Origin of the sequence: Biostraticola tofi, assembly GCF_004343195.1 — a bacterium.
Lineage (GTDB): Bacteria > Pseudomonadota > Gammaproteobacteria > Enterobacterales > Enterobacteriaceae > Biostraticola > Biostraticola tofi.
On record NZ_SMCR01000012.1, the window covers coordinates 33349 to 52932 of the forward strand.

General features: G+C 53.9%; 13 protein-coding genes. 3 read left to right on the forward strand and 10 right to left on the reverse strand.

The window, feature by feature from the left end; translation table 11 throughout:
- Nucleotides 1-28: 28 nt before the first annotated feature.
- The 3 genes from EDC52_RS17625 to EDC52_RS17635 form a co-directional block, all read right to left on the reverse strand.
- Nucleotides 29-1675, reverse strand: coding sequence for a Na+/H+ antiporter (locus EDC52_RS17625; RefSeq protein WP_131867309.1), 1647 nt, complete (start codon nt 1673-1675; stop codon nt 29-31).
- Between the two features lie 301 nt (nt 1676-1976).
- Nucleotides 1977-3344: an NCS2 family permease gene (locus tag EDC52_RS17630; protein ID WP_131867311.1), complete on the reverse strand. Its 1368-nt coding sequence runs from the start codon at nt 3342-3344 to the stop codon at nt 1977-1979.
- 247 nt (nt 3345-3591) lie between these two features.
- The gene (locus EDC52_RS17635; RefSeq protein ID WP_131867313.1) at nt 3592-4248 is read right to left on the reverse strand and encodes a glutathione S-transferase; all 657 of its coding nucleotides are present in this window, start codon (nt 4246-4248) and stop codon (nt 3592-3594) included.
- 317 nt (nt 4249-4565) lie between these two features.
- Here EDC52_RS17635 and crcB point away from each other — a divergent pair, with 317 nt between their 5' ends.
- The gene (gene crcB, locus EDC52_RS17640; RefSeq protein WP_131867315.1) at nt 4566-4943 is read left to right on the forward strand and encodes a fluoride efflux transporter CrcB; all 378 of its coding nucleotides are present in this window, start codon (nt 4566-4568) and stop codon (nt 4941-4943) included.
- A gap of 38 nt (nt 4944-4981) precedes the next feature.
- Here the strand turns inward: crcB and EDC52_RS17645 are convergent, their stop codons facing one another.
- The 3 genes from EDC52_RS17645 to EDC52_RS17655 all read right to left on the reverse strand — a co-directional run bounded on the left by EDC52_RS17645 (nt 4982) and on the right by EDC52_RS17655 (nt 11547).
- Complete coding sequence (locus EDC52_RS17645; RefSeq protein ID WP_131867317.1) at nt 4982-6688, reverse strand: carbamoyltransferase family protein; 1707 nt, start codon at nt 6686-6688, stop codon at nt 4982-4984.
- A gap of 682 nt (nt 6689-7370) precedes the next feature.
- On the reverse strand, nt 7371-10655 hold the full coding sequence (locus EDC52_RS17650) for an autotransporter domain-containing protein (RefSeq protein WP_131867319.1): 3285 nt from the start codon (nt 10653-10655) through the stop codon (nt 7371-7373).
- A gap of 325 nt (nt 10656-10980) precedes the next feature.
- Nucleotides 10981-11547 (reverse strand): single-stranded DNA-binding protein, encoded by a 567-nt coding sequence (locus tag EDC52_RS17655; RefSeq protein WP_131867321.1) that lies wholly within the window; start codon nt 11545-11547, stop codon nt 10981-10983.
- A 246-nt stretch (nt 11548-11793) separates the two neighbouring features.
- On the opposite strand from EDC52_RS17655, the gene uvrA reads away from it, so the two are divergent.
- A complete protein-coding gene (uvrA, locus tag EDC52_RS17660) occupies nt 11794-14640 on the forward strand; it encodes an excinuclease ABC subunit UvrA (RefSeq protein ID WP_131867323.1) in 2847 nt (948 codons plus the stop codon).
- Nucleotides 14641-14717: 77 nt separating this feature from the next.
- On the opposite strand, the gene EDC52_RS17665 is transcribed toward uvrA, so the two are convergent.
- The 4 genes from EDC52_RS17665 to dnaB form a co-directional block, all read right to left on the reverse strand.
- Nucleotides 14718-15071, reverse strand: coding sequence for an MmcQ/YjbR family DNA-binding protein (locus tag EDC52_RS17665; protein ID WP_131867325.1), 354 nt, complete (start codon nt 15069-15071; stop codon nt 14718-14720).
- A gap of 3 nt (nt 15072-15074) precedes the next feature.
- Nucleotides 15075-15494 (reverse strand): secondary thiamine-phosphate synthase enzyme YjbQ, encoded by a 420-nt coding sequence (locus EDC52_RS17670; protein ID WP_131867327.1) that lies wholly within the window; start codon nt 15492-15494, stop codon nt 15075-15077.
- Between the two features lie 214 nt (nt 15495-15708).
- On the reverse strand, nt 15709-16908 hold the full coding sequence (locus tag EDC52_RS17675; protein ID WP_131867329.1) for an amino acid aminotransferase: 1200 nt from the start codon (nt 16906-16908) through the stop codon (nt 15709-15711).
- Between the two features lie 85 nt (nt 16909-16993).
- Complete coding sequence (gene dnaB, locus EDC52_RS17680) at nt 16994-18400, reverse strand: replicative DNA helicase (RefSeq protein WP_131867331.1); 1407 nt, start codon at nt 18398-18400, stop codon at nt 16994-16996.
- A 139-nt stretch (nt 18401-18539) separates the two neighbouring features.
- Between dnaB and EDC52_RS17685 the strand changes: the two genes are divergently transcribed.
- A complete protein-coding gene (locus EDC52_RS17685) occupies nt 18540-19523 on the forward strand; it encodes a quinone oxidoreductase (protein WP_131867333.1) in 984 nt (327 codons plus the stop codon).
- Nucleotides 19524-19584 lie beyond the last annotated feature (61 nt).

Sequence of the window (19584 nt, forward strand, 5' to 3'; positions counted from 1 at the left end):
GCCAAGGCGCCGCTGAAGCCCGGCCGATTTATTCGTGTTCGACCAATATCGCTTCCAGCAAGTCCAAATCCCGCAACAGCTTAACCAGCGTTTCATTGCTGATTTTCTGTTGGGCGCGCAGATGATAGTACTCACCTCTTTCGGCACGCAGCGCGTTCAGACGCATCCGCCGTTCCAGATCCTCGATAAGCCGCGCATTGCCCTGTTCATTGTTGCCGTCCGCCCGCCGTCGCAACGTGCCGATGACCCGGGAGCTGACTTCACTGAGCAGTTGGGTATCCAGGTTTTCATCTGCACTGCTGGCCAGTCGCTCTTCCATCTTCTGCAGACTGACGATGGCCACTTCGGCAGCAGCGGCCCGCGCCATGCGTTCCTCTTGGCGATGGTGAGCCTTGTCTGACACCTCAACGCCGCGCAGCAGCATCGGCAGGGCAATCACGCCGCAAATCAGCGAGAACAGTATGACGCCGGCGGCAATAAACACCAGCTGGTAGCGGGCCGGAAAAGCAGTGCCATTGCTGAGCAATAGCGGTATGGATAACACACCGGCCAAGGTGATAGCACCGCGGACGCCGGCAAACGACGCAATCAGAATTTCACGGGTCGAGTAATTGCCGAATACCAGCGGCCGTTTTTTCATAAAGCGCTGGCTGAATTTCTTCATCAGCCATAGCCAGCCAAAGCGCAGGATCATCAGCGCTGCGTAAATCACCACCACATCGGCAAACAGCATCCAGGTTTCGATGGTGGGATCCAGCTCCGCCTGGGTGATGGAGGTCTCCAGGATGTCCGGGAACTGCAGCCCCAGCATGATAAACACCATGCCGTTAAACACGAACTCCAGCATCGCCCAGACGCTGTTGGCACGCAGCCGCATTGCCAGCGGCGCATTGCGGATAATGCCCGACTGGCCGATGGTCATACCAGAGGCTACCGCCGCCAGGATGCCAGAAACGCCAAGATGTTCGGCAATCAGATAGGCGGCAAACGGCAGCAGCAACAACAACATGGTCTGGGTTGCCGGGTCATCGCCGCTCCAGCGACTGATAAGACGTAGCGATTTACTGTAGGTCCAGGTAACGGCGATCCCTGCCAACAGGCCGCCTACCGCAACCTTGATAAACTCGATAGATGCACCGCCGACGGTAAACACCATGGTGCCCATCGCCACCGCAATAGCGAATTTCAGCGACACCAGGCCGGAGGCATCATTCATCAACGCCTCGCCCTGCAGGATGTCCATCAGCTTTTTAGGTATCCGCCCTTCGCCGACGATACCGGAGAGCGCAACCGCATCGGTTGGCGACAGCACTGCCGCCAGCGCCAGGGCCGCAACCAGCGGAATGCCCGGCACCATCCAGTAAATCAGATAGCCGACGCCTACCACGGTAATCAATACCAGCACCAACGCCAGGGCCACAATCTCGCCGCCATTACGCAGGAACTCCCGCGCCGGCGTTTTCCAGCCATCGGCAAACAGCAGCGGCGGGATAAACAGCACCAGGAACAGCTCGGGGTTAAAATCCACATGCAGCCCGAATTGCGGCCAGGCCAGCAACGCCCCCAGGGCAATCTGCATTAATGGAAGAGGGATCTGAAACGGAAGAAGGCGCGTAACCACCCCTGACAAGGACACCATCAGAGTGAGGATAAGAATCGTAAAAAATATTTCCATGCTTTCCTTAGTCTCTATCTTTACTTGAGTCATGATAGTAGAACATTCATCCACGCAGTGAAACCGCTTATCGCTGGGGTGAAAGCGATCGCCGGACCCGGCGGTAAGGTACCAGGCCTCATGGACGGAATTTCAAGTACGCACAGGAAATGACTGAAAAAGAAGGGAAATAAAACTATCGAGTCGCTGACATAGATGTCGCATAAGTTGCCAAGACGGGGAGCATCACCGGTTCATTTGAGAACATTCCGCCCCACGCCTAACTGCGCATGGGGCCATAGGGCATAAAGCGGGGCCGAGATCAGAGCGCCCAGCCGCCAGCATAGAACACCACCAACGCAACGGCGATAATGACGGTACCCAGATTCAATTTACGCCATTCCCCAGCACATATCCGGCCGATGACCAGGGTGCCGAAGCCCAGCATGATACCGGTGACAATGTTGCAGGTCAGTACGATAAACGTGGCGCAGACCAGCCCCGACATGGCATCGACAAAGTCGCTGAAATCGAGCTTGGAAACATTGCTGAGCATCAGCAGGCCAACATACATCAGCGCCGGGGCGGTGGCGTAGCCCGGCACCAGGTAAGACAGCGGAGACAGAAATAGCATCAGTAGGAACAAAATGCCGACCACGGTAGCGGTCAGTCCGGTTTTACCACCTGCAGCGGTGCCGGCCGCGGACTCAATATACACCGCCGCAGGCGCAGCACCCACCAACGATGAAAATATACTGCTCAGCGAGTCAGCGGTGAGCGCCTTACCGCCATTGATGATCTGACCGTCTTTATCCAGCAGGTCGGCCTGGCCGGCAACGGCGCGAATGGTGCCAGTGGCATCAAAAACCGCCGTCATCACCAGGGCCAAAACGCTAGGCAAGACCATCGGCTGCAGCGCACCCATAATATCCAGATCGAACATCAGTGAATGGCCGTCGGCGTTGGTCAGTGACGGCATCGCAAACAGGCCGTGCCAGGCAACGGCAGGATCAAAAGCCAAGCCCACCAGGGAAATAACAATAATGACCAGCAGGATGCCGCCGGGAACCCGTCTTTTCTCCAGACCAAATATCGCCGCCAGGCCGACCAACGACATCATCACCCCAAAAGAGGTAAAATCACCCAGTGCAACCGGTAAGCCGTCCGCCGGATTCTTCACCACCAACCCAATACCGTTGGCCGCGACGATCAGCAGAAATAGCCCAATACCGATGCCGGCACCGTGAGCCACGCCCAGCGGCAGGTTGCGCAGGATCCAGGATCGTATTCCGGTGGCGGATATCAGGGTAAACAGCACCCCCATCAGAAATACCGCCCCCAAGGCCACCGGCACGCTTATCTGCTGGCCAATCACCAGGCTGAACGCGGTAAACGCGGTCAATGAGATAGCACAGCCGATTGCCAACGGCAGGTTGGCCCACAGCCCCATCAGCAGTGAACCGAAGGCAGCGACCAGGCAGGTGGCGACAAAAACGGTATCGGCAGGAAAACCGGCCTTGCCCAGCATCGAGGGCACCACGATGACTGAGTACACCATCGCCAGGAAGGTCGTCAGGCCAGCCAAGATTTCCTGGCGAACGCTGCTGCCGCGGGCGGAAATAGTGAAGAAAGCATCAAGCGAACCCGATTTCCTTACCGGCGGGTTAGATTGATGGGTGGAGCTAGACATAATAAATCCCCTGCAGATAACTTATAAATATTATCGGCGGCGCATCCCTGGCTCCGATGAAAAGTGGCAATCGTAGATGATTTTTAAAGCAGAAAGGCAGTCCCGCAACGCTGCATAAAAAGGCAAGCGATTATCGGGCCAACCGCCGTAGCAGTTCAACTGTTAAAAACATCGATTGTTTGATTTAGGCCGTCATAGAGGCAATTAAGAGGTTACAGCGGCCAGATTGACCGGCCGGGAACGAAAATCACTGCTGTTCACGCAGCCTGGCCCGCTGGTAGGCCGGCCGTTGCTGGATACGATGGATGAAGTCACCGATCGCCGGAAATCCCTCAATGCCGACCCGCGACGCCAGTGCTTCCAGCGGAAAGCTCATCTGGATATCAGCTGCGGTGAACTGGCCATCGGCAAACCAGTTATGCTGGCTTAAATGGTCTTCAATAAATTGCCTGTGCGTTTCCAATTGCTTATCCAGATACTCTTTCTGCACACCTTTACCGATGGCCGCGCCAATCGGACGCACCAGCAGCGGCACCGGTGGCTTGCCCAGCATACTGAATATCAGTTTCATCACCAGCGGCGGCATCAGTGATCCCTCGGCGTAATGCAACCAATAGCGGTAGACGACCCAATTTGGGCACTGGCTGTTTTCCGGACATAATAAATGTCCGACATCATAACGTTCTTCAAGGTAATCAATAATTGCCCCCGACTCCGCCAGTACCATATCGTTATCGCTGATAATCGGCGATTTTCCCAAAGGATGGACGCGCTTGAGCGATTCCGGCGCCAGCATCGATTTTTCCCGCTGGTAATACTTGACTTGGTAAGGCAATGAAAGCTCTTCCAATAGCCACAATATACGGTGTGAACGCGATTTATTAAGGTGATGGACGGTAATCATCGGCGGTTCCTTTTAATGAAGTCACTGTCCTTACTGTAGTCCAGGCAACGATACTTAGGAGCAATGTCTCACTGAAAGGCCGGCATTAGCTTAAGCGCTGTTACGACTCGCGATGAAAAACCGGTGAGCGCCATGGTGCTCGGCTGGTTAACTGATATCATCTCCGATAACGGCTGATAAAGTGGCTATCGTGGCGCGACTTATCCCGGTTGCCCGAGATTTTGCATTTAATCCGGGACATGATCGGGGCTGCAGCTTTTTCTTCAGCGCAGTTATCAAGGGGCAAATCGTCATAAGACCCATAGGCAGAGGAAATCATGACAAAATCATTATTGGCAGTCATTATTGGCGGCGCTGCAGGATGCGTAATCCGTTGGCTGCTGTCGATGCGGTTAAATGGATTATTTCCGAACTTGCCGCCGGGGACCCTGCTGGTCAATCTGCTGGGTGGCTTCATTATCGGCATGGCCATGGCCTTTTTTGTCCGTCAGCCTCAGTTGGACCCGGCGCTGAAGCTGCTGATTACTACCGGTTTGTGTGGCGGGATGACCACCTTTTCCACATTCTCAGCCGAAGTGGTGACGCTGCTGCAGGCGGGCAATTACCTCTGGGCCATCCTCTCGGTGATGGTGCACGTGGTCGGTTCACTGCTGATGACTATGGCGGGTTTCTTCGTCATGACGCTGCTGTTTTAGCCCCCCATTTTCGGCCCGTTACGCTATGACATCCGACATTAGCGCGTGACCAGTAAATCATTGATGACCAGGAAATCAAGATTGCTCTTTTCAAAGCAATACAGCGCATCCTGCGGTGACATGACTATCGGCTCCTGATATTTGTTGAATGAGGTATTCAGAATGATGGGGATACCGGTAAGCCTGTAAAATGAAAGGATCAAATCATGAAACAACCCGTCTTTGGCGGTTACCGTCTGCAGGCGGCAGCTGCCGTCAATATGGCAAATTGCGGGTATCTGGCCGACTTTGTCCTCGCGCAGGGTGAATACCATATTCATATACGGGTATGAATCGTTTTTCTCGACCGTGGTCCAGTCGGCCAGATACTCCTGCAATATCGAACCGGCAAAGGGCCGAAATAGCTCCCTGAGCTTAAGGGAGGAATTGATTTTGTCCCTGACATCAATATATCGCGGTGAGGCGATAATGCTTCTTGCTCCCAGCGCTCGCGGGCCAAATTCCATTCTGCCGTCAAACACTCCGCCAATCTGGCCCCGTTCCAGCAACATCGCCACTGCCTGCCCCAGATGATGAGGCTTGTGCCAACTGTAGCCGCGTGCCGTCAGCCGGGGAATGATGCCGGTGGTAGTGAACGCCGGACCCAAGCGGGCTGAACGGTTTTGTTCCAGATTACGCTGGCACTGGCGGTGGATGAACGGACTCAGTGCGGCACCGATCGCTGAGCCCTGATTACCCGGCGCAACCGGGATATAGATACTTTTACACGATCCCGAGACCAGCAGTTTTCCATTAAACACCGAATTCATGGCCCCGCCGCCGGTTAATATCACCGGCAATTGGGGAAAGTAGCTCCTGAAATGATCGATGATGCTTTTGAGACTTTTTTCGTAGCAATCCTGAAGGGCGTAGGCAATATTTTTATGTTTAGGCTCAAGGGGATCATTGTGTCGCCGCGCCATTCCCAAATATTGTAATGATTTATCGCTAAGCCAGGGTGAGTCAGTTGACTCACCGTTATGAAAATTGAAAAAACGGGTATCAAGTTTGAGCCTGCCCCGGTTCACTTTTACTCGCCGGCGGAAATACTCATCCAGTATCGGATCATGTTGCCCAAAGGGGGCAAGCCCCATAACGCGATGCTCATCAAATATCGGCTTGAATCCCAAATGCTGAGTGACTGCGCCATAAAGATAATTGAGCGAATCCGGCATATGGGACCGGTTGAGCTTTATGAAACTGCCGTGTTGATAAAGATAAACCGAAAGAGAGGAGGATTCGCCTCTGCCATCAACCACAAAAACCACCGCTTCATCGTAGCCACTGGTTTTTGCCGCGTACTGTGCATGAGATAAATGGTGGTCGATAAACCTAATGACCGGCGCCGGATATCCCTGCCATAACCGGGTAATGACCCTGGTCACTTTATCATTAGACCGGGCGGCCATGCAGCGCCTGAGGATACGGTGAGATGTCGCGATATTCGGGCGGAAACAATTTTTCATTTCACTGAAAATGCCCTCCCACAGGCCGCCCACATCATCCCAGTAATATATAATTTCATCGATATCTGATTTATCAATATTACAATACTTAAGTGAGTAATTAACTGAGCTTGTCGGGAATACCCGTTGCCCCTTAACTCTTGTCAACCGTTCATGCTCAAGGGCGAAAAGTACTTCACCATCCTTAACCAAGGCAACGGCCGAGTCATGGCTGAATCCTGAAATACCCAGACAGATCATTCTTTTTTACTCTATAGAAGGTTATGAATTGAAATATTGGCTGCGGTCGTCATATTGACCCGTCGCTAAGGCGGGTGGCGTTATGCCCTATAAGCAATTTATTTTATTATCATATATTCAATATAGTTTCAGGCTGACACATTCATAAACAACAGCTCGTTAATAATATTTTCAACCATGTTATGGTCTTATCTAATAGTGCCCGTAATTCTTACCATCGATTCTTAACGAGCACAATTCATATTTTAACAACCCTTATACACAACAACTATTTCTATTAACCCGATCTGTGCCTGTGGGTTTAATTTTAAGGGTTATGGATCAGCAGCGGAAATAAACTGCAGAATGTTTTCCAAAAGCTTTGCTAAAAATACTAACACCCTGAATATAAATAAAGTGAACAAAATGTATAAAAGGCTAGAAATGGTGTCTCATCGGGAGAATGCCAACCAGGCCTCTCCAGATAAAGCCGACAGCCTAGGTAGCGAAAATGGGGGCGTTGATCGACACAACGCTGCTGGAAACTGTCCGATATTGAGCCGTAGATCGGCGGTATCGGGGTTGATATCTACCAACATAGAATAAATCCAGGGCATTATTTTGCAAAAAGGGGGCGCCATGCCCCCTGGTAAATCACTGACTTTGAGCGCGACGTCAGGCCAGCATCGTGTCTCGCTGTGAACTAAAACGACCAGCTCAGTTCTGCGCCTGCGCTATTACTCTGCCGGGCACCTGACAACTGGCCGCCATAGTTGAGCGATATCAATAGATCCTCATTCGACTGAACGCCGATAGCCGCCTTCACCACGGCGCTATCGCGCGCGCTAGAGGGGCTGGCGATGGTGAAAGCATTACCGGCATTGAAACGCAGATTCATTTCGCGTTCGGTTGGGCTGATATGGTGCTGCCAGCCTGCGGCCACCCGCAGAATGACCGACAACTGTTTGTTCAGCTGCCATCCGGTTTCACCACGTAAGCCGGTTTCGGACGTGACGGCATGCATTTCATCCTGTGCGGAATTGAGCGCGGCCAAACCGCCTTTTTCACTGAAACCTTCGCGTGTCAACGTGGTGTAGTTCAACCCTGCATAAGGTTCAAGCTGGGTAAGTCCGCGATTGAAAAGCGTCCAGCCGGCTTCAGCAAAAAGTTGAGCTGAACGGGCGTTATAGCTGGCAGTAGCGGAATCCTGCTGCAGGTTGTAAGCTATGCGCCTGTTGGTATTAATATGGTGCCAATTGATTGCCGCACCGCCTCGTAAGGCTAATGCTCCTGCAGACCAACTGCCGTAACCGGCAAAATGGAAATTATCAGCATCGGCATTGCCGCTGCGGTTGCTATCTAGGGAGGTATGCGTGTAACCCCCCGCCAGTCCGACCCGAACACCGTACAGGCCTTCGGTGTCAGAACCAAAAAGCACGCCATAAGCTGAATCATCAAAACCTGACATGCCGTTGCCAGCTTCGGTCCGTCCCCAGTTGCCGATCATCCGTGCCCAGGTGCCGTCTGTGTCTGCACGGATATCCGCGGGGTTATATCGCCCGTCCGCCTGATAAAGCCGATCATAAAGCGTGTCACGTATCTGCCCGCTTTCACTGGTCAGCGCACTGACTACGTCCGCATGCACCTGCCCGGTCAGCGCGTTGAATGCTGCACGAGCCTGATTCGGCGAAGTAGACAATAAAATCGATTCCCGTACGGGTTGCCCGTCCGGCAGCGAATCAATGGCGGCGGCAACGGCTCGCTCGTTAGCCGTCATGGCAACCGAGGCAAATGGCCGGCTATTGCGCCCGGTAGTGAGCGTCACGCCGGATGCGTCATAAGTGAGTCCGGTACCAAGGAACAGATAATCCGGTACTACGCTTTCAAAGGTCCCGCTGATGCCCTGGGCGGCGTCAAGGATGCGAAAACGCTTACCATTGAAGCTTGCCACTTCATCCTGCGTCAGCAGGTTAGTGGTGTTCTCTGCCAGGACTGCGACGTTACCGCCATCAATCGTAATTTTACCGGCTGCCTGCAGCAGGTCACTGCGTCCGTCCGCTGAAACTTCTACCTGGTAGAGTGAGCCACCGGCCAGGTTGGCATCGCCCGACACTCTGAGCGTACCAATCGAGTTGCCTGGCGCTAAAATACCGCCGGATGCAATGGTCAGGGAGCCGGTGGTTCCATTTCCTCCGATGCTTGCACCATCAAACACAGTGGTATTGCCAGAGTGTATTGTGGAACCATTGACGCTTAACCTGCCGGAACGTACCAGTGTATCCCCGGTATAGGTATTATCAGCGAGCAGATCAAGCGTTCCAGTACCGCTTTTGGTCAGACTGCCTGGACCGGAAATCGCTCGCTCAACCGCCAGTATATTATCGCGGTCAGCGACATCAAGTGTGCCGCCTCCTGTTTCCAACTGCACCCGCCGGTCCAGCGTATTCATCTCGGTACCCACTACCCGCAGGGTGCCGCCGCTAAGTCTCAGCGTGGCTGCCGCCGAGCCAAGCGCGGCATCTTCATCTACGATGACGGTGCCCTTGTCCTTGATCAGGGTCTCACCGATAAAGCTGTGATCGTCGATACAGTAATCAATGATGGCCTGGCGCAGACGGGCATCAGTACTTTTGCAATTAAGTAAGGTCTTCTTTTCACTGTCGGTCAGATCAGTGAATATGGGAACCCCATCGGCGTCAGAGATCTGGCCGAGATAGACATCCGTACGCATATTATTGCGAGTGAGATAAAACTCACCGCCCCCGCTGGCAAAGGTGTTTGCTTTGTTATCCCAGACAAGTCGGCTTTTTTCGGTGCTGGCACCGCCATTCGTGGAGGAAATGAAGGTTTCCAGCCGCGGACCAATCCACCTGAATTGGTGGGCGACCGGATCATGGTCAGACAGAGGCGTCCTGGTGCCGTCATCCCGGTTGACATAGACATCGCTGATAACGCCCAGATTAGGATCATTGGGGTCATCGTCAATCACCAACCATTTGCCGAAAGGGCGAGCAGCGAGGAAATGATCGATCTTCACCCGATGCCAACTGCCCCAGGTATTAGTATCGTCTTCGCCTGCTGATGGCCAGGTAACACTGCCGTCGTTAAGCTGATGCGGGGAAAAACCTTCACGCTCCCCCGCATTCTGCAGCAAAATAAACTGCTTTTTTAAAATATTCATGGTTTGCGGGGTATTGCCGGATACCGGATAGGTTTCATCTGCAAACAAATCTGAAGGAATGGGAGCAGCATCGATATCATTGGCGGGCTGGCCTTTCCATTTGCTGATAAATTGGTCCAGCGCGGTCTGGTCTTTTGCGTATTGTTTAAGCAGGCTGTAGTAAAAATCATTTGGGCTGCGGGTATAGATTCGCAGCAGTAGCTCCTGCTGGCTTTTAGAATGCAGGCCTCGTTCCGAGACATCGCCAGCATTAAGGTCTCCCGCCAGAATGAATGGCTTAGCCTGTTGTTTCGTCCATTGGTTAATCGCTTTGGCCTCAGCAATACGCCCAGCGGCACTATCCTGATAATCCATATGCACCGTGCCGACCATTATTGCCGGTCGCCCGGCATCTGCATTAACCGACTGATAGTTGATGTAGCGACCTTGCGTATTGATGCCAGGGGCCGTGTAAGTATGCTGGCTGCCGGGCAAGCGGGAGAGGAGCCCAACATCGCCAATCAGTTGGCCGCTATAGTTACCCCGCCCCGCATTTTTCAGCATGTCTGGAATATCCGACACATATCTACTGTCATTGGCTTCTTGAAACAGCAGAATATCCCAGTCTCCACCGGTCATGAAACTTTCGGTCGCTTGTGGCGTTTGTTTGAATTTATTCCAGATATTTAATGAGAGAATACGGAACGAACTGTCGTCAGCCTGTGCCAGACTACTGGCAGACAGTACCAGAATGGCTCCCCAGCATAGCTTACTCGTCAGGCTTGTTCTTGTCGTACGCTTGCCTGCAACAGCATGATTGAAATACATGTAAAATCCCCATGAAGAACACGATAAATCATCAGCAGGCCGCCAAAATGAGTAACCAAGCGATCTGCCCGGCAAGCAAATTTACATATTTATAAGACAAAATAATGACATAGCCGTTTTTTGGCGATTGTGGCGTCTTGCAAAGGTGGTAACTCGATGAGCAATATCAAACGTGCTTACCTGAACCACCATGCAGGATGGAGCTGACTCGTCAGCGGGTGAAAAGCGGGGAAGAGTGCCGTGGCAAGGACTGCCGGATAAAAAAAGCCCCGCCGAGGCAGGGCTTTAAAGCATCATAGCTAACGATTCAGCGAAACGCGCTCACTTAAAACGGAATGTCGTCGTCAAAATCCATCGGCGGCTCATTGCCGGCGGCCGGCGCATTGTTAGTCTGCGCGGCGGGACGACTGGCAGGGGCATTGCTATTGCTGCCGCTGCCCGCATTACCACTGAACTGGGCATTGTTGCCCTGCGGTTGCTGAGGCTGACCCCATCCGCCGCCCTGGCCTGGCTGCGCGCCACCGGCGTTGGCACCGCCGCCCTGACGGCCACCGAGCATCTGCATGGTGCCGCCAACGTTAACCACTACTTCAGTGGTGTAGCGTTCCTGGCCACCCTGATCCTGCCATTTGCGCGTCTGCAGGGCGCCTTCGATATAAACCTGGGAGCCTTTACGCAGGTATTCACCCGCCACTTCGGCAAGTTTGCCGAACAGCACCACGCGGTGCCATTCGGTTTTTTCTTTGGTCTCGCCGGTTTGCTTGTCGCGCCAGCTCTCGGAAGTGGCCAGGGTGATGTTTGCCACCGCACCACCGTTCGGCATGTAGCGGACTTCCGGATCCTGGCCCAAGTTTCCGACAAGGATCACTTTGTTAACGCCTCTGCTGGCCATGTCGACTCTCCTGATAAAATAGGTTACTTAAGTATAATCGACCAAGTTTATCACGCTACCTGCGAAAACTCACAGGCAAAGATAACTGCGATATGTATTCCTTTGTGGGTAATGCAGATCTCAACGTTGCAAACAATACTGGATATTCATTCAGCTTTTTTTGTGTCATAATTGTCCGTTTCGCGCCGATGCAGTTGCTCCAGCAGAGTCGGCGACAATTATTCATCCGGTGTCGGGATAAGTTGAATGGATAAGATTGAAGTTCGTGGTGCTCGTACCCATAACCTGAAAAATATTAATCTGGTTATTCCCCGCGATAAGTTAATTGTCATTACCGGCCTGTCTGGCTCCGGCAAGTCTTCACTGGCCTTTGATACCCTTTATGCAGAGGGCCAACGCCGCTATGTCGAATCACTTTCCGCTTATGCCCGCCAGTTTCTGTCACTGATGGAAAAACCGGACGTTGACCACATCGAAGGTCTTTCGCCGGCCATCTCCATTGAACAGAAATCGACCTCGCACAATCCACGATCCACGGTTGGCACCATCACCGAGATCCATGACTACCTGCGTCTGCTGTTTGCCCGGGTGGGCGAACCGCGTTGCCCTGATCATGACGTACCGCTGGCTGCCCAGACCGTTAGTCAGATGGTGGATAATGTCCTGCTGCAGCCTGAAGGCAAGCGCCTGATGCTGCTGGCACCGATTGTGAAAGAGCGTAAAGGCGAGCACAGCAAGACGCTGGAAGGCCTGGCGGCCCAGGGATATATTCGCGCCCGCATTGATGGCGAAGTCTGCGACCTATCCGATCCGCCAAAGCTGGAGCTGCAGAAAAAACATACCATCGAAGTGGTCATCGACCGTTTTAAAGTGCGTGCAGACCTGGCTCAGCGTCTGGCCGAATCCTTCGAGACCGCCCTTGGCCTCTCTGGCGGCAGTGCGGTAGTGGCTGATATGGACGATGCCAATGCTGAGGAAATGTTGTTTTCCGCCAACTTTGCCTGCCCGATCTGCGGGTACAGCATGCCGGATTTGGAACCGCGGCTTTTCTCCTTCAACAATCCCGCCGGTGCCTGCCCGACCTGCGATGGCTTGGGCGTACAGCAGTATTTTGACCCGGAGCGGGTATTACAAAACCAGGAAATTTCCCTTGCCGGCGGCGCGATACGCGGCTGGGATCGCCGTAATTTCTACTACTTCCAGATGCTGCGCTCCCTGGCTGAGCATTATGACTTTGATGTTGAAGTGCCCTTTAATCAGCTCAGCCACACCATTCAGCAGAAGATCCTGTTAGGTTCCGGCAAGGAAAGCATTGAGTTCAAATATATCAACGACCGCGGCGATACCTCTATCAGGCGCCACCCGTTTGAAGGCGTGCTGCCCAATATGGAGCGCCGTTATAAAGAAACAGAATCTTCGGCAGTCCGTGAAGAGCTGGCCAAATACATCAGCAATCGTCCCTGCAACAGCTGTGGCGGCACCCGTTTGCGCCGCGAAGCCCGGCATGTGTTTGTCGAGAACACGACCCTGTCGACTATTTCAGATATGGGCATCGGCCATGCACTGGATTTTTTCACCGACATGAAACTCAGCGGTCAGCGGGCCAAGATCGCGGAAAAAGTGCTGAAAGAAATCCGTGACCGGCTTAAGTTCCTGGTCAATGTCGGCCTGAATTACCTGTCGCTGTCCCGTTCAGCTGAAACGCTGTCAGGAGGAGAAGCCCAGCGTATCCGCCTGGCCAGCCAGATTGGCGCCGGCCTGGTGGGCGTGATGTATGTGCTGGATGAGCCTTCTATCGGCCTGCATCAGCGCGATAACGAAAGATTGCTGGAGACGCTGGTGCATCTGCGTGATTTGGGTAATACGGTTATCGTCGTCGAGCATGATGAAGACGCTATTATGGCGGCGGATCATATTATTGATATCGGACCGGGTGCCGGGGTGCATGGCGGTGAAGTGGTTGCGGAAGGGACAGCCGAAGAAATCATGGCCAATCCGGCCTCGTTGACCGGCCAGTTCCTGAGCGGCAAGCAGGAAATCGCTATCCCCACGCAACGGGTGCCGGCGGATCCGACCAAGGTATTGAAACTTATTGGTGCCCGGGGCAATAACCTGAAGGATGTTACCCTGACTTTACCGGTAGGGCTGTTTACCTGTATTACCGGTGTGTCCGGCTCAGGGAAATCCACCCTGATAAACGATACCCTGTTCCCGGTGGCCCAGCGCCAGCTTAACGGCGCTACCACCACCGAAGTCGCCCCGCACCGGGATGTCCAGGGGCTGGAGCATTTCGATAAAGTCATCGACATCGACCAGAGCCCTATTGGCCGTACCCCCCGTTCAAACCCGGCAACCTACACCGGCGTTTTCACTCCGGTGCGCGAGCTTTTTGCCGGCGTGCCTGAGTCCCGTGCCAGAGGTTATAATCCGGGGCGGTTCAGCTTCAATGTGAAAGGCGGACGCTGCGAAGCCTGCCAGGGGGACGGGGTGATCAAGGTGGAAATGCACTTTCTGCCGGACATCTATGTGCCCTGCGATCAGTGCAAAGGCCAGCGCTACAACCGTGAAACCCTTGAAGTTAAATACAAGGGCAAGAATATTCATGAAGTGCTGGATATGACGATTGAAGATGCCCGCGCTTTCTTCGACGCCGTGCCGGCGCTAGCGCGTAAGCTGCAGACGCTGATTGATGTCGGCCTGTCTTATATCCGTCTTGGCCAGTCCGCTACTACGCTCTCTGGCGGTGAAGCTCAGCGAGTCAAACTGGCTCGCGAACTCTCCAAGCGCGGCACCGGGCAGACGTTATACATTCTGGACGAGCCCACCACCGGCCTGCATTTTGCCGATATCCAACAACTGTTGGCGGTACTGCATCAGCTTCGCGATCAGGGCAATACCATCGTGGTCATCGAGCACAACCTGGATGTGATTAAAACCGCAGACTGGATTGTAGATCTGGGCCCGGAAGGCGGCAACGGCGGCGGAGAGATCCTGGTATCGGGCACGCCCGAAACCGTGGCGGCCTGCGAGGCGTCACATACCGCCCGATTCCTGAAGCCGATACTGGAAAAGAAACGCGCCAAAGCTTCCTGATATCGAAAGGCTGCCTTGCGGCCAGGCGCAATACCCGCACTGCCGGCATGCTGTGGTGGTTGTGCGGCGGTACGGCTTCAGATGTCCAGTTCCTGCCTGACCGCGTCTGGCAGGGACTCCACCGCCAGCCGCCAGGCTGCATCAGCCAGATGATAAAACTGCGAGTCCGGGATATCCCCCGCCAAAAACAGCGTCGTCCAGTGGGTCTTGTTCAGTAAGCCGCAGGGAGCCGCCGACCGGTATTCATTCCTCAGCGCCACGGCCATTTCAGCACTGCTTTTCAATGTAAACGCCGGCTTACCCTCCACCTCGTGGGCCATGGCGAACATCACCTCGCCTACCGTAACCTGATTGGCTTGCCATTCCTGGTGAAGACGCTGGTCAGTGCCGGGTTTTTCCATGCAATAGGCCAGAAGTGTTGACTGATCCATCGGTTATTCCCCCTGTAGGGTAGCGATGATATGGCGATTTCCACCATGGATGCGATGCTCGCCCAACCAGATACCCTGCCAGGTACCCAGCATCAGTCTACCTTGGCTAATGGGCAACAATAGCGACGTACCCAGCAAAGATGACTTTATATGCGCAGGCATATCGTCCTTCCCTTCGTAGTCGTGCCGATAGGCGGCATCCTCCGGCACATGCTGCATAAAGTGTGTTTCCATATCCTGCCTGACCGTCGGATCGCAGTTTTCATTGAGTGTCAACGATGCCGAGGTGTGCTGGAGCAGCAGATGCAGCAGCCCGGTATCCAGGTCAGACAGCCTGTCCAGCTGGCCAATTATTTCGTCAGTTATCAGATGAAAGCCCCTTGGGCGGGCTTTAAGCGTCAGGGTTTGTTGAAACCACGGCATATGAGTCTCCTTACGTTAACCAATAAGTATAGCGATGCCTGGCGGAGCGTGTTGCGTATTGGACACTGACGAAAAAAGGAGCCAGAGGCTCCTTCATGATAACGATACAGAGTGACATCGTCCCCGGCCTGATACCGAGGTTTACGCTAGCGCCGATAAAACCCCGCAGGACGCTTGGTGATGTAACAAGCTCACCAGGTCCGGCCCCTGCGCTTTACTGAATAGCGGCAATAGCCTGGGCGACCCGGCTTAGGTTGGAGGCATTCAGACCGGCCAGGCACATGCGGCCACTGCTGATAAGATATACGCCGTGCTTGTCTCTGAGTGCGTCGACCTGGGCCGGACTTAAGCCGGTATAGCTGAACATCCCGCGCTGCTGCAGGAAGTAGTCGAAGTTGTGCGAAGGGAGCGCAATTTTAAGTTCATCCACCAGCCGTTGACGCATCTGCCGGATGCGCTGGCGCATGGCCGCGACTTCCTGACGCCAGAGCGCATTGAGCGCCGGATCGTTGAGCACGGTCGACACCAGCAGAGCGCCGTGGTGCGGCGGGCTGGAATAGTTGCGGCGCACGGTGGCTTTGAGCTGTCCCAATACCCGCTCGGCTTCGTCGGCGCTTTCACAGACAATAGACAACTCGCCGACCCGCTCACTGTAAAGAGAGAAGATCTTGGAAAAGGAGTGGCTCACCAGGCAGGGCAAGCCAAGACGCGCCATCTCGCGCACCGCGTACGCATCTTCTTCCAGCCCGTCACCAAACCCCTGATAGGCAATATCCATGAACGGAATCAGATTACGGCTGGCAATAAGGCTTATCACTCTATCCCACTCGGCATTGGTCAAGTCGGAGCCGGTCGGGTTATGACAGCATGGATGCAATAGTACGATACTTTGTTCCGGCAGTTGCTCCAGACAGCTGAGCATGCCGTCGATATCGACGCCCAGTTTATGGTCATCGAAGTAGGGATAACGATTCACCTCGAAGCCGGCACCAGCAAAAATCGCCACATGGTTTTCCCACGTCGGGTTACTGACCCATACTTGCGAGTTTGGAAAATAGTGTTTCAGAAAGTCGGCACCCACCTTGAGGGCCCCTGAACCGCCCACCGTTTGGATAGTTGCGATACGCTGGGCTCCCAGCATAGGGTGATTTTCACCAAACAGCAGTGCCTGCACCGCCTCACGATATGACCGCAGGCCTTCCATCGGCAGGTAGGAAATGGACGTGCCGTCGCCAGGCCTGGCATTGAGGTAATCCAGCGCCTGGGCCACTGACTGCAATTGGGGAATGATGGCCTGTTCGTTGTAGTAAAGACCGATGCTCAAGTTTACCTTTTCAGGCCGCGAGTCTTGTTTAAACGTTTCCATCAGCGAAAGGATCGGATCTCCCGCATAAGCATCTACATTCTGAAACACGTGCCATTCTCCTGGTCAAAGCGGCAAAGCGCTAAATTTCATTATTATGTTCTACCTAACTAATCACATGATGTAAATCTGCTACTCATTCATCGTCGTATTGTGGACCGGCGTAATTATCAAAACGCGACCATTGGCCATTGAACGTCAGCCTGACACTGCCGATAGGCCCGTTCCGCTGTTTACCCAGGATGATTTCAGCAATGCCTTTCAGATCGCTGTTTTCGTGATAAACCTCATCCCGGTAGATGAACATAATCAGGTCGGCGTCCTGTTCGATAGAACCGGATTCACGCAAGTCGGAGTTGATCGGGCGCTTATCAGCTCGCTGCTCCAGTCCGCGGTTAAGCTGGGACAGCGCAACCACGGGTACCTGCAGTTCTTTGGCCAGCGCTTTGAGCGAGCGTGAAATTTCAGCGATTTCCAGGGTACGGTTATCGGAAAGCGTCGGCACGCGCATCAATTGCAGATAGTCGATCATGATAAGGCTCAGGCCATCATGCTCGCGAAACACTCGCCTGGCCCGGGAGCGGACCTCGGTGGGCGTCAGGCCAGAGGAGTCATCGATATACATATTCCGTTTTTCCAGGAGGATCCCCATGGTGCTGGAAATACGCGCCCAGTCTTCATCGTCCAACTGCCCGGTACGGATACGCGTCTGGTCGACCCGTGACAGCGAAGCCAGCATACGCATCATGATTTGCTCTCCGGGCATTTCCAGGCTGAAAATCAGCACCGGCTTATCCTCGGTCATCGCGGCATTTTCACACAAATTCATGGCGAAAGTGGTTTTTCCCATTGAGGGACGAGCGGCGATGATGATCAAATCGGATTTCTGCAGGCCAGCAGTCTTCTTGTCCAGATCCTGATAGCCGCTGGAAACGCCTGTCACGCCATCGTGGGGTTTCTGATAGAGCTGTTCGATTCTGGCGACGGTATCTTCCAGGATACGATCTACGCTCTTCGGACCTTCATCTTTACTGGCGCGATTTTCAGCGATCTGAAACACCCGCGACTCCGCCAGGTCGAGTAGCTCTTCACTGCTGCGGCCCTGAGGATCGTAGCCGGCATCAGCGATTTCATGGGCAACCGCAATCATATCCCGCACCACGGCCCGCTCACGAACGATATCCGCATAGGCGGAAATGTTAGCCGCGCTGGGGGTATTCTTCGATAATTCGGCCAGATAGGCAAAACCGCCGACCTGATCCAGCTCGCCTTTCTGCTCCAGGGATTCCGAAAGGGTGATCAAATCGATGGGCTTGTTCAGCTCCAGCAACCGCTGCATTTCGGAAAAAATGGTCCGGTGAGGCCGGTTAAAGAAATCTTTGGGACTGACGCGCTCAGCCACGTTATCCCAGCGTTCATTATCCAGCATCAAACCGCCCAATACCGATTGTTCCGCTTCCAGCGAATGGGGAGGCAGTTTCAAACCTTCGACCTGGCGGTCACGAGCGAAGGACGTTTTGTTGGCGGTTTTTTTCTCTGACATGAAGTGAGTGCTTTGCCTGATAGTGGTTCATCGGATAATGGCGCATTGTAGCGTTGTTTGAAGCTTAATCCTATGCAGCTTTGCAATCGGCGGCCAACGGCTTATGGTTAATAGAGCACATCCAACCAGAGGCGTTATCATGGCAAAACGTATACAATTTTCTGCTCACGGAGGACCCGAAGTCCTCCAGTACCAGGACTTTACGCCGCAAGATCCGGCTGATGGCGAAGTTCAGGTAGAAAACCAGGCCATTGGCATCAATTTCATTGATACCTATGTGCGCAGCGGTTTATATGCGCCGCCCTCCCTACCATCAGGACTCGGTACCGAGGCTGCTGGCATTATTGTTAAAACGGGTTCCGGCGTCAAAGGCCTCAAAATGGGGGATCGGGTGGTCTATGCCCAATCCGCACTGGGTGCCTACAGCCAGATTCACAATGTATTACAGGACAAGGTCGCGCTACTGCCGGATGCCATTTCTTTTGAACAGGCCGCGGCATCCTTTCTTAAAGGCCTGACAGTTTATTATCTTCTGCGTCAGACCTATGAAATCAGGCCCAATGAGATTTTTTTGTTTCATGCCGCAGCGGGCGGCGTTGGCAGGATTGCCTGTCAATGGGCCAAGGCGCTGGGCGCCAAAATGATAGGGACGGTCGGCACCGCAGAGAAAGCTGAACTTGCCCGACAGGCCGGGGCCTGGGAAACCATTAATTACCGCGAGGAAAACGTCCCTGAGCGGGTCGCCGCTCTGACGGGGGGCAAAAAAGTCAGCGTGGTGTACGACTCCGTGGGCAAAAGCACGTGGGAAGCGTCCCTGGACAGTCTTCATCGCCGTGGACTGATGGTCAGCTTTGGCAACTCTTCCGGGCCGGTGACAGGGGTGAATCTGGGGATCCTTAACCTCAAAGGGTCACTGTTTGTCACCCGCCCGGCCTTGAATGGTTATGTGACCAATCGCGAAGAACTTGCACTTGCCAGTAATGAACTGTTCTCGATGATTGCCAGTGGTGCGATTAAAATCGATGTGCCCGCGTCGCAAAAATTCCCGCTGGCAGAAGCGACCCGCGCACATCAGGCGCTGGAAAGCCGTCAGACCCAGGGTTCCCTGCTGCTTATTCCCTGATATGCCTGCCGACATGAAAACGGGCTTCCTGTGAGGGAAGCCCGTAGATTGCTCTTGCTGC

What these genes read in the sequence shown, in the direction of transcription:
- EDC52_RS17625 (WP_131867309.1), bottom strand. Translation starts at nt 1,675, where the DNA reads ATGGAAATATTTTTTACGATTCTTATCCTCACTCTGATGGTGTCCTTG.
- EDC52_RS17635 (WP_131867313.1), bottom strand. Translation starts at nt 4,248, where the DNA reads ATGATTACCGTCCATCACCTTAATAAATCGCGTTCACACCGTATATTG.
- EDC52_RS17630 (WP_131867311.1), bottom strand. Translation starts at nt 3,344, where the DNA reads ATGTCTAGCTCCACCCATCAATCTAACCCGCCGGTAAGGAAATCGGGT.
- dnaB (WP_131867331.1), bottom strand. Translation starts at nt 18,400, where the DNA reads ATGTCAGAGAAAAAAACCGCCAACAAAACGTCCTTCGCTCGTGACCGC.
- EDC52_RS17670 (WP_131867327.1), bottom strand. Translation starts at nt 15,494, where the DNA reads ATGCCGTGGTTTCAACAAACCCTGACGCTTAAAGCCCGCCCAAGGGGC.
- EDC52_RS17685 (WP_131867333.1), top strand. Translation starts at nt 18,540, where the DNA reads ATGGCAAAACGTATACAATTTTCTGCTCACGGAGGACCCGAAGTCCTC.
- EDC52_RS17645 (WP_131867317.1), bottom strand. Translation starts at nt 6,688, where the DNA reads ATGATCTGTCTGGGTATTTCAGGATTCAGCCATGACTCGGCCGTTGCC.
- EDC52_RS17665 (WP_131867325.1), bottom strand. Translation starts at nt 15,071, where the DNA reads ATGGATCAGTCAACACTTCTGGCCTATTGCATGGAAAAACCCGGCACT.
- EDC52_RS17655 (WP_131867321.1), bottom strand. Translation starts at nt 11,547, where the DNA reads ATGGCCAGCAGAGGCGTTAACAAAGTGATCCTTGTCGGAAACTTGGGC.
- crcB (WP_131867315.1), top strand. Translation starts at nt 4,566, where the DNA reads ATGACAAAATCATTATTGGCAGTCATTATTGGCGGCGCTGCAGGATGC.
- EDC52_RS17650 (WP_131867319.1), bottom strand. Translation starts at nt 10,655, where the DNA reads ATGTATTTCAATCATGCTGTTGCAGGCAAGCGTACGACAAGAACAAGC.
- uvrA (WP_131867323.1), top strand. Translation starts at nt 11,794, where the DNA reads ATGGATAAGATTGAAGTTCGTGGTGCTCGTACCCATAACCTGAAAAAT.